Source organism: Vibrio sp. SCSIO 43086 (assembly GCF_051132235.1).
Lineage (GTDB): Bacteria > Pseudomonadota > Gammaproteobacteria > Enterobacterales > Vibrionaceae > Vibrio > Vibrio diabolicus.
Map to the genome: position 1 here is coordinate 2,067,602 of NZ_CP072677.1, position 13,060 is coordinate 2,080,661.

Annotated in this window: 19 protein-coding genes and 1 pseudogene; 10 read left to right on the plus strand and 10 right to left on the minus strand. The window is 43.6% G+C overall.

Annotation, left to right across the window (positions count from 1 at the left end; genetic code table 11):
- Nucleotides 1-318 precede the first annotated feature (318 nt).
- The 3 genes and pseudogenes from J8Z23_RS09890 to J8Z23_RS09900 form a co-directional block, all read left to right on the plus strand.
- Nucleotides 319-603 (plus strand): annotated as a pseudogene (locus tag J8Z23_RS09890) (PAAR domain-containing protein); the annotation flags it as partial.
- A gap of 51 nt (nt 604-654) precedes the next feature.
- Complete coding sequence (locus J8Z23_RS09895) at nt 655-1,260, plus strand: DNA/RNA non-specific endonuclease (protein WP_308400505.1); 606 nt, start codon at nt 655-657, stop codon at nt 1,258-1,260.
- A gap of 9 nt (nt 1,261-1,269) precedes the next feature.
- Nucleotides 1,270-1,746 carry an immunity protein YezG family protein gene (locus J8Z23_RS09900; RefSeq protein ID WP_256899471.1) on the plus strand — a complete coding sequence of 159 codons (477 nt, stop codon included), beginning with the start codon at nt 1,270-1,272 and terminating at the stop codon, nt 1,744-1,746.
- 522 nt (nt 1,747-2,268) lie between these two features.
- On the opposite strand, the gene J8Z23_RS09905 is transcribed toward J8Z23_RS09900, so the two are convergent.
- From J8Z23_RS09905 to J8Z23_RS09945, 9 genes are all read right to left on the minus strand, one after another.
- Nucleotides 2,269-3,243: a DUF968 domain-containing protein gene (locus J8Z23_RS09905; RefSeq protein ID WP_434633287.1), complete on the minus strand. Its 975-nt coding sequence runs from the start codon at nt 3,241-3,243 to the stop codon at nt 2,269-2,271.
- Nucleotides 3,236-3,547: an endonuclease domain-containing protein gene (locus tag J8Z23_RS09910; protein ID WP_213883730.1), complete on the minus strand. Its 312-nt coding sequence runs from the start codon at nt 3,545-3,547 to the stop codon at nt 3,236-3,238. The genes J8Z23_RS09905 and J8Z23_RS09910 overlap by 8 nt, the downstream gene beginning before the upstream one ends.
- Nucleotides 3,544-4,239 carry a phage antirepressor KilAC domain-containing protein gene (locus tag J8Z23_RS09915; RefSeq protein WP_005376942.1) on the minus strand — a complete coding sequence of 232 codons (696 nt, stop codon included), beginning with the start codon at nt 4,237-4,239 and terminating at the stop codon, nt 3,544-3,546. The genes J8Z23_RS09910 and J8Z23_RS09915 overlap by 4 nt, the downstream gene beginning before the upstream one ends.
- The gene (locus tag J8Z23_RS09920) at nt 4,233-4,445 is read right to left on the minus strand and encodes a hypothetical protein (RefSeq protein WP_434633291.1); all 213 of its coding nucleotides are present in this window, start codon (nt 4,443-4,445) and stop codon (nt 4,233-4,235) included. Before J8Z23_RS09920 ends, J8Z23_RS09915 begins: the two co-directional genes overlap by 7 nt.
- Before the next feature lie 10 nt (nt 4,446-4,455).
- Nucleotides 4,456-5,412 carry a helix-turn-helix domain-containing protein gene (locus J8Z23_RS09925; protein WP_434633293.1) on the minus strand — a complete coding sequence of 319 codons (957 nt, stop codon included), beginning with the start codon at nt 5,410-5,412 and terminating at the stop codon, nt 4,456-4,458.
- Entirely contained in the window at nt 5,403-6,146 is a 744-nt protein-coding gene (locus J8Z23_RS09930; RefSeq protein ID WP_434633296.1) for a hypothetical protein, read from the minus strand. Before J8Z23_RS09930 ends, J8Z23_RS09925 begins: the two co-directional genes overlap by 10 nt.
- Before the next feature lie 354 nt (nt 6,147-6,500).
- Nucleotides 6,501-6,770 carry a hypothetical protein gene (locus J8Z23_RS09935; RefSeq protein WP_086485273.1) on the minus strand — a complete coding sequence of 90 codons (270 nt, stop codon included), beginning with the start codon at nt 6,768-6,770 and terminating at the stop codon, nt 6,501-6,503.
- A complete protein-coding gene (locus J8Z23_RS09940; RefSeq protein WP_025501770.1) occupies nt 6,767-7,219 on the minus strand; it encodes a YmfL family putative regulatory protein in 453 nt (150 codons plus the stop codon). The genes J8Z23_RS09935 and J8Z23_RS09940 overlap by 4 nt, the downstream gene beginning before the upstream one ends.
- Nucleotides 7,209-7,475, minus strand: a complete 267-nt coding sequence (locus J8Z23_RS09945; RefSeq protein WP_434633299.1) for a helix-turn-helix transcriptional regulator — start codon at nt 7,473-7,475, stop codon at nt 7,209-7,211. The genes J8Z23_RS09940 and J8Z23_RS09945 overlap by 11 nt, the downstream gene beginning before the upstream one ends.
- A 108-nt stretch (nt 7,476-7,583) precedes the next feature.
- On the opposite strand from J8Z23_RS09945, the gene J8Z23_RS09950 reads away from it, so the two are divergent.
- From J8Z23_RS09950 to J8Z23_RS09980, 7 genes are all read left to right on the plus strand, one after another.
- Nucleotides 7,584-8,249, plus strand: a complete 666-nt coding sequence (locus J8Z23_RS09950) for a LexA family protein (protein WP_031778939.1) — start codon at nt 7,584-7,586, stop codon at nt 8,247-8,249.
- A gap of 545 nt (nt 8,250-8,794) precedes the next feature.
- Nucleotides 8,795-9,190: a hypothetical protein gene (locus tag J8Z23_RS09955; RefSeq protein ID WP_172563576.1), complete on the plus strand. Its 396-nt coding sequence runs from the start codon at nt 8,795-8,797 to the stop codon at nt 9,188-9,190.
- 40 nt (nt 9,191-9,230) lie between these two features.
- Nucleotides 9,231-10,049, plus strand: a complete 819-nt coding sequence (locus J8Z23_RS09960; RefSeq protein ID WP_434633304.1) for a DUF2303 family protein — start codon at nt 9,231-9,233, stop codon at nt 10,047-10,049.
- A 52-nt stretch (nt 10,050-10,101) separates the two neighbouring features.
- Entirely contained in the window at nt 10,102-10,314 is a 213-nt protein-coding gene (locus J8Z23_RS09965) for a hypothetical protein (RefSeq protein ID WP_005376930.1), read from the plus strand.
- 10 nt (nt 10,315-10,324) lie between these two features.
- Entirely contained in the window at nt 10,325-10,588 is a 264-nt protein-coding gene (locus J8Z23_RS09970; protein WP_140333105.1) for a hypothetical protein, read from the plus strand.
- A gap of 124 nt (nt 10,589-10,712) precedes the next feature.
- Nucleotides 10,713-10,943 (plus strand): excisionase family protein, encoded by a 231-nt coding sequence (xisR, locus tag J8Z23_RS09975; protein WP_047104247.1) that lies wholly within the window; start codon nt 10,713-10,715, stop codon nt 10,941-10,943.
- The gene (locus J8Z23_RS09980) at nt 10,943-12,178 is read left to right on the plus strand and encodes a tyrosine-type recombinase/integrase (RefSeq protein ID WP_434633309.1); all 1,236 of its coding nucleotides are present in this window, start codon (nt 10,943-10,945) and stop codon (nt 12,176-12,178) included. The genes xisR and J8Z23_RS09980 overlap by 1 nt, the downstream gene beginning before the upstream one ends.
- Nucleotides 12,179-12,520: 342 nt before the next feature.
- Here the strand turns inward: J8Z23_RS09980 and J8Z23_RS09985 are convergent, their stop codons facing one another.
- A complete protein-coding gene (locus J8Z23_RS09985; RefSeq protein WP_434633312.1) occupies nt 12,521-13,051 on the minus strand; it encodes a hypothetical protein in 531 nt (176 codons plus the stop codon).
- Nucleotides 13,052-13,060: the final 9 nt, after the last annotated feature.

Consider the following 13,060-nt stretch of genomic DNA (forward strand, 5'->3'; position numbering starts at 1 on the left):
GGGCAAACCCCATTAACAGGATGTGAATGAGTAAAAGGTCTATCTAACAATGGGGCAAAGGTGTGTTTGCGAAGCACTGCACCCGCACGTCTTTGGACAGAACCTTGTCAGTTATATTACTAAAGTAGGATATAACTGATTGGCTGAAACATGGAAAAGTAACGCAACATTAAGGTGTGAGCAACGCAATACCACGTGTTGCGAATCACTATTAAACAGTTTGTTAGGTGATCTGACTCCAAATATTACACTAGCCACAGAATATAGATGCCTTATCAGGAATAACATATGCAACTCAATCCACAATAAGGAGTTGTCATGGGAAAACCCGCAGCAACAATAACATCAATGCACATCTGCCCCAAAGTCACCGCTAAAGTTCCGCATGTGGGCGGCCCTGTAGTCGTTGGCTCACCCAATGTTAAAATTGGTGGCTTACCTGCGGCTCGAAAAGGGGACCGTCTTGTTTGTGTTGGTCCACCAGATTCCATAAGCCAAGGCTCTAGTTCGGTGTTTATCAATGGAAAGCCCGCAGCTCGTATGGGGGACGGAACGGCTCACGGCGGTAAAATAGTGATTGGAAACCCAACAGTGCTCATAGGAGACAGTGGCAGTCAAGTTTCTACGCCAAAACCTAAAAGTGCTACAGGTTCTGTGGTACAAACTGACTCAAAGAACCGTTTAACTAATGATTCAGCGGGAAATATTCCCCGTGAGGAGAAGCCGATTGTTAAGGCTAGTGCAGGACAAGCTTCTGGCATAAAAGGAAAACCAGGATCGTGGGCGAGCGAACTAGAACCTCCTGCACCAAATACCTTATATGAGGTAACCTCAACGCATGAAGGAAGCCCAGTAACGTACACCTACGAAACCGATGCACATGGTAGAACAATACGAGTAACGGGGAAACTGCAAAAGTCTCCCATTAAAAGTCAAGCTATGCGTGATAAACTACACCGTAATTCATCTACTCAATCAAAGTATGGAGGGGATGACCCAAACTATGATGGTGGTCACCTCATTGCCACTCTATTCCAAGGACCAGCTGAAAAAGTGAATCTAGTGCCTCAACTGAAGGAGCAGAATCGGCATGGTGAGTGGCGGCAGATGGAAAGGGAATGGGCTGCAGACCTAGATGAGGGAAAAGACGTAGAAGTGGATATTCGTATCAAATATAGTAAGGGTTCGACGCCTTCTAGGCTTATTGCTATGTGGACTGTAGATGGTGGTTCCACCAATCGTTTGGTATTTAAGAATTAAGGTAAATTTATGTTTTCAACAGCAGAAGAAATTTATAACCATGTTGGAGGAGCTATCTTGGAGGTGGCTCCCGAACAGTGGTGTGTAGCTTGGGTTGATATTGCTATGAACCTTTCTACTAGAGCGGTGTATTTTCAAGATCGTTACTTGGTAGATGCTAACTCAGATGATGTGAAGGATCTCGACATCTACAGTTCTGACAACATTGAACTTGACGATGCCTTTAGTGACTTATTTGATTTAATGTCTAGCAAAGAGCAGAGCAAGCCTTGGAACAAAGCTCGCTTTATTGTTCATCCTGATGGTGATTTTGAAATTGAGTTTAAATGGGATGAGGATTGGGCATGGTTAAGTTCATTAAACCCAGATAAAGATATATATCCTGATGGTGATACAGTTAGAACTATACGCTCATGGGATGGTCTTGGTGAAAATGCGTACCGCCCTTGGTTTGATCCGGATTCAGCCATGTTTAAAAAAGATTAACGAAAACTTTTAATAACCCCCACAACCAGTTACGAAATGAAGTAACTGGTTGTGGGCTTCAACCTAAAAGGTCTAACTTATTACCTAACGCCTTGTTAAGGACGAAGCACACAATGCCACGCGTGCTGAATCCCTCTTGAACGATTTGTTATGAGACATTTTGGCGATAGCTTCTCTTTGTGTTTTTATACCCCCTACTTTAAAAAAAACAGTCCCAACCAGCTATAAACACGGCCCAAAAGACAGTCATTAAATAAACTCGATATGAGACAGTGGGAGAGAAGCCGAAATAGAAGTCGTTTTGGACAAATGCATTAATTAATATGATTGGAATAATACACGCTAATCCATAAGTGAGACAATGTATCAAAAAGCCTTTCCTTTGAATCTTTACCCACTGATTTTTCAACGTTTTATCAACTTTTATTCTCCTGTAATGTAACGTATTTAGTACAACAGTCGTCTTTAATCGTATCCTTGTTTAGTGCCTGACGGATTGAGTTCTAACTCATTTTTCTTAGCTTACCCCACAGCCCCAACCATCAGCGCTCTATTAATCGTTTCCTTCACATGCCACAGTTGATCGCCGTGTTGGTGTTCCCAAGTGTTCATATCGCGGTGCAGTTCTTGATGGTGTTCATTACATAACGGGAAGGTAAACATGTCCGAAGCCTTACTTCCCATCTTCCCTTCTCCGTGGCCGATTAGGTGATGAGCGATACCTGCAGTCTTACCACACACGCGACAGGGTAACTTTCGCACGAATGAAAGGTATTTCTCACTCTCCCAACGGATTGGCTTCGGCTTTCTCAGATACATCGCTGGTGGATCGTCATCGATGACCAGTTTAAGAACAGGCTTTGCTAACCGTTCTAGTTGCTCACGCTGACTTTCAACAACATACCTAGCATCAGTATCAATGTTGCCCTTAACACCTACTCGCTTAGCCGTAGCCTCTCGCTTAAACTGGCGATCTATAACTGCTTGAGGAAGCAGCTCATACACACCATTTCGTACCGCCCACCAGCATAGGTCTACATCTGTAATCTGCTTTTGGTACCCATGTAACTGGCGAGACACCGCTTGGAGGCCGTGGACGACACTGTTCATTCGAGCAATGTGAAAGTAAAGGTTTGGATCACTGTCCCCCTGGAGATCATGATGCCAGCAAAGCCTTACCGCACCTTCACCTGTTTTACGAGTTTTTAAATTATGGTCGCAATAACCTGAGTCCTTTAACTGGCATTCGTTAATGAAATCTACAAACTGATGCGTTCGTCCTATTCTGCTTTGCACTTCCTCATGTGAGAAAAACGCCACGAGACTCGAATCAGTCGGCTTTAAGGCTTGACTCTCTTCCGGCACCAATTGCTGTGCTGGTGACACTAAACCAATCTTACCGTCCACCAGCAATGACTTTAACGATTGAGTATTCGGTGTCAGTGCGATCACTGCAGCGTTAAGAGTGGGTACAATATCGATATCTACCTTAATCACGTAGTGCCTCCTCAATCATCTGTATTGCTAACCCCTTTTTAATCATATCTCCGGTAAAGCGCAAAACCGTCCAACCTCTCAATGCTGCCGTGTTATATTTCTCACAATCTGCTTCAAAACCTTTCGCTCGATTATGGCGACCATTACTCCAAGTCCCACCTTCTACTTCGATAGCCAGCTGCTGATCGGGATAGGCAAAATCAAAGCGCCATCTGCGTGTCTCGTGAAATCGATACTCAGACACGGGTGCTTCCAACTTCAATGCTCTTATATGTTGCAATAACAACTTCTCTAACTGACTCACGCTGCTACCGCCTTAAGGTGACCTGTTTCCAACAGCTTTTTGCGCAGCCAGATTTCACCCTTTCCAGTAATCAAGGCCGTGTGGCTGATCCGAGTTTGGGAGTTAGTTTCGTAAGTACCCTGTTTCACCGTAAAGTAACCACGTTCTACAAACTCCTGATACGGCAAGTTGTAAGAGTCTCCACGGCTCATAAAGATCTTTAACTCTCTCAGTACACGGAAAATAGTGACAGGCCCCAAACCTACTGTTTTAGCAAACTGACCGAGCTTCACACCTTTATCCGCGCCCGCGATAGCATCTGCAAACTCGGCTTTTGGGGCCGCGATAGCTAATGCCTGGTTCTTTTCTTCCAGTTCCTTGGCTTGGTTAGCAGCTAACTGCAATGCTTCAGCATACGTTGTCGGTATAGATGGTTTACCTGCACTTTCTAACTCATCCCACCGCTTGATAATGGAATGACGTAACTTGATGTTGTAACCAGAAACCAACGTCAACGTGAGCTCGCGATTCAAGTGATATTGAGTGTACTGATTACCTTTATGCCAAAACTGGGAACCCTCCAAATTTGGATGGTTCAACTCAGCCACCATTCGTTCAATATCTCGTTTAACGTGCGAGTGTTGCTTACCTGTCAGTTCCGCAATCTCTCGACTACTCATTGTCATCTCTGTTTGGGCGCTGATACTTAACATTCGACTCCCTCCGCTAACCAGTATTTACTCGAGAACCCCGTCAGTTCACTACTCTCATGCCGGACATCCACACCAGAACAGCGAGCCGCCTTAACCAATCTAACTAAGTCACAAACGTGAATACCTAATTCATCACACAGCTCGCTCGGAGACCAAAGCCGACGACGAGATTTCATTACATCAACCAAATCCTTTTTACTTGCCATTCTCGCCCCCCTACACCGCCTCTAGGTTCGCAACACGCTCCAGTAACTCTCTGCGCTTAGCCGACAAATCTGCGATCTTTCGCTTTGATGGTTCCACTTCATGCTGAGGTCGCTTAGCGTCAATCAAGTACAACATGCGCTGATTTTCTGAGTTGATAGAGCTCTCTAGCAAAGCGACTTCGCGCTGAATCACGATTACTTCGTCCTGAGTAGCCACTGAGGAATCACCTTGCTGTGGTGGCAGGTAACGCCCCTTGTCTTGCTCTCTGCCAAGCCAACCTTGAATAAACTTTTCGATACCTTGCTTGGTTTTCCGCTTACGAGGATTGGCATCGCACCAAGCGATCATTTTTTTCAGCTCAGCACGAACATTCACTGCACCAAACAAATCCGAATAGCGGTCGATGTCTGGTTGAGTTACTCCATGAAACTGCCCTTTCCTGTTCAAAGGAATTTCAAACAGTGCTGGTTCGGCTTCGAGCGGTTCGCTTGGAGCAAGATCTTTACTTGATGGTTCTATTGGTGGATCTATTGGTGGTTTATAGCCGGATTCCGACCTACCCCCAGCCGGAATTTGACCTACCCCCTCAGGTTGTTTCGTCTGTTCGAGTTTCGAACGTTCGACTTTTGAACAGACGAAATTCGACTGTTCAAAATCTGTCTGTTCATCTGCTTTCTTCTTCAAAAGCATTACAGGCAACTGGTACTGATTATTCGAACGAACTAAGCGACCTGTATCCGCCTTTTTGAATTGGTTCTTTTTGAATAACCATCCGGCAGCTTCCAGTTTCTTAAGTGTCGATTTAACGGTGGTAGGTGAAACACCAGACTTACGAGCAATGGTATCGATAGACGGCCAACAAAGGCCGCTATCATCCGCATGGTCAGCTAGGCAAAGCATCACCAACTTATCAGAACCTTTAAAACTCGGAATGTCCCAAACGTAGCTCATTACCTTTACTGACATACATCCCCCAATTCAGATACAACTTTGTCGACGTTCTGGTGAATAACTTCGAATTCAATTACCCAGACATAAGGGTTTTCATTCCAATTCTGATAAATCGAGTTCCAAAGATACTTAAATGCATCGTTCGCTTTTTCATACCATCGCCATTGTGGGGCGTGCGGTCTCGAATCAGGATGGCTCTCGACACCGCCCCATTCTTGATACAATGAGTGATACCTAATACCTTCGAGTTTCGCCTGATCTTCCGTAATTTCTTGTACTCGCTCGATACGAACGTCGGTTATTCGAAGTGTCAATCTGCTAGCCCATCGAGGCATATGGATTGATGGAGTCCATTTAAGATCTGGAAGCCCTCCAGCTTTAAATAGGCAATGTTCGTTAGTTTTTAGAGCATCAGGCAAGAGCGCTGCAGAACAACCACAGTTATTCCATTCAAAAAAGCTAAGTTCATGGTCGTCCCATGAGTCATGGTCGCAATCTGGGTCTGTACAAAACGTCTCGCGAACCCAAATTAGATCACCAACAACAAACGGATATGCAAGCCATTCTTGATTTGGATTTTGCTGATTTACAGCAAACCTCTGACGCTCAGATACAATAGTTTTATTAAAAGTACGACAATCGATGGTTCCCGCTCTTACTTTGCTGACAGGCCGACGTGTAACTGCCTTACGTCCATCAAGAAGCGCTTTCACCATTTCAGTATTGAAGATCATTGGGGTGACTTTCATACTTCCACCTTCCCTACAACCAAACGCGCCTTACCTTTTCCAAACACAACAAAGTTGTTCGCAAATAAAATCAGCACGAAGCCAGTTATCGTCTGAGTGTCCAGCAAAGCCTTATATAGAGAACGAGTGAGCAGGGAGAAGCAGCCTGTTGTTAGCTCTTGGCCGTCATAGTCAAAAAACGTAACCTTTAGCATCAAATAGCCCTCCCCTTATAAACAGCAGTTACGTAAATGCGCTTTGCTTCAAACAAGTCTGCTAATTCATCATGGGTGAGAATGATGCTCTGCCCCTTCTCCACCTTGTAAAACTGGTTTTGGTGGTACCACAATGAATAATTGAGTGTTATTCTTTCCATCACTCCTCCGTGATCTTTGCTGGTGACTGAGTGAGCTGTGATTGTTCCTCGCAAGAATCATCACAACCCGGCTTTAAACCGTTGCCGCGGTTTAAAGCCACTTCCTCATCTATTACTCGTAATCGACGTTCGCACTTTGCTTTCAATAACTGAATTTGCTCACGTTCGTAGACTTCTGACGATTGGCCTTGCGCCACCATTAGCTTTGCCGAGCTGCAGGTGATGTCTGCCATCTGTGAAACGGTTTGCCAAAATATTTCTGTTTTCATACAACCTCCGCATACAACGCATCGAGCTTCAGCATGAAGGCTTCGAAAGTCGCGTGGTATTCTGCTTTCAATTGAGCGATGAGCGCACGTTCGCGAGCATCAAACACACCATCTGCTTTTGCTTCTTCAATGGTTTTATCCAAAAGCCCTTTCACTGCATTAAGGTGTAAATGGCAATCGAACATATCCACGGTATCCAGTTCTGCGACATCAGGTTGCTCTACCACCATGCAATTAACACGGTTAGCAAAGTACTCTGCTACGTATGGGGTGTTGGTTAGCTCTGCCATTTCCACCAGCTCATCAACACTAAAAAAGCGAGAACCCTTCTTCTCGTATAAGTGGTTGTTAAAACTGTCTATCGACATACCAAGAACTGCAGCAACCGCCTCTTTACCACCAGTGACGCCTGCAATGGTTTTATTCACCATCTCTTTCTTATTCACCATTTGCTCCTTTGATTGGTGGTTTAACTTCTTGCCCTTCTGCTCCACAATCTTCTTGCGGATCAGGGAATACATCTTCGAACTTGCAATCAGCCCCCAATGAATTCAAAGCGTTCACAATTCGCCAACCAAGGACGGTATCAACCGTTCTATTCCCATTTTCATAATGATTAACAGCGCTTTGGGATACGCCTACCTTTTTTGCAAGAGCTTGTTGTGTAACTCCTAGCTCACCACGAATAGCTTTTAAATTCGACATAATGCCCCCTTAACAAGAACAAATATTACATTATGGAATTTACTTAAACAACAAATATTACGATATGGATATTCATCTAGTTATTACAATGAGTAATAATCTTTAACTATGAAAATGAATTGGAATGACCTAGTAAAAGCTAGGATGAAAGAAGTTGGAATCACTCAGAACGCTCTTGCAGAAATGATGGGAGTATCTCAGAGTGCGATAGCTCATTGGCTCAGCAAAAACAGAGAGCCAAGTATCGAGAACGTTGCTGCCATTATGAAGTGTGTTGGCTTAACTCATATGACGCTTGATTCGGAGGGTTTTATTGACTACCCAGATGACAGCATTGCAAATGTAACGAAGCTCGATATACAACCTACCTACCAAAAGTCCTTCCCTGTCCTTAGTTCAGTTCAAGCAGGGCAATGGCACGAAGCCATCGAGCCCTATTCAATAGAAGAAATCAGCGAGTGGTACCCTACAACAGAGCGTTGCAGTGAACGATGTTTCTGGTTGACTGTTCAAGGTGATTCAATGACATCACCAACAGGAGTGAGCTTCCCTGAGGGGACTATGGTGCTGGTGGACACTGAAGTCGACGCAGAGAACGGTAAGCTGGTGGTTGCAAAACTCACTGACGTAAACGAAGCTACTTTCAAAAAATTCATTGTCGATAGTGGCCAGAAGTATTTAAAGGCTCTTAATCCAGCGTTTCCGATTCTGCCAATCAATGGCAACTGTAAGATTATCGGTGTTGTGATCGACGCTAAACTCAAACTCTTTTAAGGAGCAGTAATGAACGTAGTAAAAAATTCTTCTCGCATTCGTGATGCTTGGAATTGTAGCTATCCTCTCGTTTCTATTTGGTATAGCTGGATTTGTCGTGGCACTAGGCATGTCGATTGTTATGTCAATGATGCTTTCTAGAATGGAAAGGGAAAAGCTCGAAAAGCAACGACATGAAGAACTGCTAGAAGCAAGCAGAAGTAATCGTCAATCAGATTAAAATCTACGAATAAAATCCTCTATGTTGAAAAGGACTTTAACATGAAACTGTTACCAGCATTGCTTATTGACCTGGTTACCTTTAATACTAGCGCTTCATTTCGTATCCAATAAATACGGTTTGGTTGTTGGCGAAACGAAAGTAAAAGCTAGCTGCACTAAAATAATATAAATCGACAAATTCCTAAACCGCCATCCTGGCGGTTTTTTTACACCTAGAGTAAATTGCGCACGACAATTCCATTTTGTAATTGACCATTAAATTCCATTATGTAATATTATTCTCATTCCAGTTGGTTAACTAACTACTGAAGCGAGGAAATCACATGTCTAACCAAGAAGCAGGAAACCTCAGTCTTGAGGACCGAACTACTAACTTTCCAAAACTGATGCAGGAACTGGACGGTGGCGTTGTCTCCAATGTCGTCGGTTTGGCGTTATCTAACGTTGCCCGAGCTGTGTCCTACAGCGATAAGCAGGGAAACGTGAAGATGGATCTAAAGCTTAAGCCTATGGGCACCAACAACGAGATGGTCGAAATCACCGTCAACATGTCGGTAAAAGAGCCAAAAGCCGGATTCGGTACCAAGTCAGAAGACTTCCAATACACCTCAATCGCGTACGTGGGCAAAGGCGGCAAACTTACCTACGACCGACCAAAAGAAGATATTCACGGCCAAGCCGTTATTGAAGAAGGCATGCTGCGAGAAGTACGCAGCTAACCCACTCCACCAGCAACTCACTCAAAGAGAGAATAGATAAATGGATAAATCAGCAATCCAACAGATCCAAGAATCAGCGAATGCTCCGCAGTTTTTAAAACAGTTAGAGAAAGCGGGATTCCCTGTTGCCGCCCTACCTGAATCCTTCGATTTGCATGACTTGGAGAAGTTCATGCCAAACCGCAATTATTTCCGCGGCACAATGAAGACGGCAAATATCGACGAGTTTGTGCGTTACCACGAAGAGTACCAAACCGAAGGCAATCAGTGCTTTATCAATGCGGAACGTATGGCTGCTGTGACTATTTTTGACCTTGGTACTCATAACTTCCCTGGGCACTGCAAACACCAAGCAAACTTGATTCTGCGCCGCACTGCAGCACTTAACGCCATGCTAAACATTGACGAAGAACGCCTTGGTCAAAAGAAACTGGCTGAGTGGGTAGAAGACTACAGCGAGTTCGTTCAGGTCTTCTCCACCACTGGGGAAGTTATCGAAAACTCCGTCGCGTCTGCAGCTATTCGCAACATGAAGTTTGAAGCGAAAGCAGGGCGTGAATCCAATGTAGATGACTTCAGCCACCATCAATCTGAATACGAGTCTGTTGCGGTTCGCACTAAGGAAGAGTTCCCAATGCCTGCGGTGTTTAAGTTCACGTGTGTGCCTTACTTAGGTTTGGCTGAACGCACCTTTGAACTGCGCATGAGCACGATAGGTAATGAAACTCTAGTCCTTCGTATCAAGAAGCTGGAACAACACGAAGAAGAGATGGGCGAAGAGTTCCAAACCAAGCTTCAAGCGTGCTTTAAAAACGGTGAGATCGAAATTGATACCTTCATTGGTTCGTTTAGCTCTTAACTAATATTGGCGCCCTCTTCTTAAAGGGGGTGTATCTTGCGAGGAAATATCTATGGCGGCAACCATCGATACTCAATTCGGGCAGGTCACGACATCGGCCCCTTACTTTAGTCACCAACTAGGTTGTGAAGTGATCAACCTAACTCTGATTAAACCAGAGAACGAGAGTAACGGCTGGGGCATCAGCAAAGAATGTCCTTCTAATGTCTCGCTCACCAATCAATTTCTAAACATGTTCGCCAGAGATGCAGCACAAGTAATGTAAGGATTTCGCGATGAGCATGACACAAGAAGAGATCAATAGAGCGGTTGATGGTGTGATGGAACTTCGCCCAACTGATGCGCGTTTACCAAAAGAGCAACCCAAGGACTCAGCCGTTAAACAACGAATGAATGATGTGCAGTTTGAGCAGGAACTAGCAGCAATTATGGAAAATGAACCCGTGTTAGGTTCCGCTTTCTATTTTTGTAATCAGGACGTAACGAAAGGTGGTCGTAAGAACCTGAACTTCAATCGATATCCTGGTGGAGTGAAGTAATGGCCCTCATTAACTTACATTATCTGTCACTACTTCGCTGCTATTAACACGTCAACCACCAAATTAAGAAGAGTAAGGTGGTTGCCCTGCTCTTCTCTCAATTCAACTATATAGGAGTTTACCGATGAGAACATTTACGGTGATTCAATTAGAGCCTAGCCGTTGGGTGAAAGAGGATCTTCTGATTGATTTAACAGGCATGTCTACCAATGAAATCAAAGACTATCGTCAGTTTCGTTGGATTGAAGGCGTTCACTTCAAAAAAGCATCCGGTAAGAGTAGTGGTGGTGGCAAAAGTTTTAAGTATGACCGTGTTGCCATTGATGAGTTTTCAGCAAGAGAAAGGGTTGCGTAATGAACACACCAGAAGGTGTAGAGATCCGCGGTAAGTCTATCCGCATTAGTTTTACTTACCGGGAGATGCGTTGTCGGGAGACACTAAAAGGATGGGAAGTCACTAAAGGCAATCTCAAAAAAGCAAGTCATCTACGCGCTTCTATACTTTCTGAAATTTCATTAGGCACATTTGATTACTTATCTCGATTTCCAACATCAAAGAAAGCGCAACTCTTTGCAACTCCAGAACAGCGTGGTAAGAACCTTACCGTTCGCGAATTGTTTGATGACTATATTCAATTGAAGAAAACGACTATGGCTTCGCAGTCACTCTATGTATTGAGTACTACCGCAAGAGCATGCTGCTTGTTTGTTGGAGAGGAACGTACTATCTCCACCATCACGATTATGGATGCACTAAAGTGCCAAAAGTTAATGGTCGACTCCCCTACTCGCAATGGAAGACCACGAAGCGCAAAGACGATCAATAATATGATCAAACTATTGCGCCGATGCTTTGATTTAGCAGTGAAATCAAAATTTATCGATGACAACCCATTTCTGCATGTTGAGCTGCTGAATGGAGGCTCTGGTGAGCCGGATCCACTAGAACTAGAAGAGTTCCACCAGCTAATAGAGTCAACGACAAACTTACAGCAGCGGAATATGTTCACCTTAGCCATTTACACGGGCATGCGAACTGGTGAACTCTGTGCGTTAGCATGGGAAGACGTCGATCTTGAGAAAGGTACGATCGAGGTTACTCGCAACGTCACGCTTGAACGAAAGTTCACAACGCCGAAGAATAAGAAGTCAGAGCGAACTATTCACTTACTTGAACCTGCTCTCCTTGCCCTTAAGTCTCAAAGAGAGCTAACTATGTTTAGCCCAGTTAGAGATATTTTAGTGGAAGTAAAAGGCTCAAACACGTTTCGTCAGGAAAGCGTTCGATTCGTATTTATTCCAGAACGTCGTAATGGTCAAGAAACGAGTGAGACCTATAAAACGACAACATATAACCGACTATGGTCACGCGCACTTAAGAGAGCTAGCATCCGCCATCGCTGTTCATATCAATCTCGACATACCTACGCTTGTTGGTTGATCACCAAAGGCGCAAACCTGTCATTTATCGCGGAGCAGATGGGACACAAGAGCACAATGATGTTGGAACGTGTTTACGGAAGATTCATGAAGTCACACTCGCATGAGCAGGTCGAATACTTAAATGGAATCATGGCTTCAAATAAATAAGGCAATTCTGATTATGATGTGCATTTCAATGTGGGGAACAGAATTGTCCTTTTCTAATTTAACGCAATTACTCAGTGGCAGATCGCGTCACTGAAGTTTCCATACTTTCCCTCATGGCTGGAGGTTGAGGGGCTGTGCTCGCAATCTCCCACTTTCAATTAAAAATTGTACCAATGAGCTCAGTTTTGGCCAGAATTTTTATGCAAATCAACAGAAAAACACAGCTCACTTATGGGTAGGATGACCTAATAAATTACAGTTACCTCAGAAAATGATCTGGCTTTATTTTCAATCAAACGTTATTTATCTCTGAAATTCTAACGTATCAAATATGGTTATGTTTCAATCAGTAAACAAGCCAAAACTATTATGGTAATACATTTCGATATCAGCCCAGTCAATGTCAAAATCATCCTTGAAATGTGTAATTACACAGAAACCCACCTCAGGTAATTTGAATGGTTTCAACTTCATTCTTGCAGATAGCTGATATTTAAACTTCTCCAATGCGATGTTTGGATCTTTGTTAAGGTAATGAAATATATTTTCTCCCACCTTAAATGATACCATTTTGTTGATACATGATTCCTTAGGTTTTTCGTTCGATTTTTGAATAGTAACATCAATGTATAATTCAATATCACAGGGACATTTTAATTTTATTAGACTAGAACTACGCTTCTCTCTTGCGTTCTTTTTTGTATCCATTTGAGCAATCATGGATTCACCATCGTATCCATTTTTGGAGTACGCATCAAAAATAACTATATCACCGTTAGATATTTTAATCTCAAGTTTTGAATCAGAAACCAATTTTGCGGAAAGAACTCGTTGACCTTGCAACTCTGATATTACATTTCGTTTTTTAGCCATATAACTTTT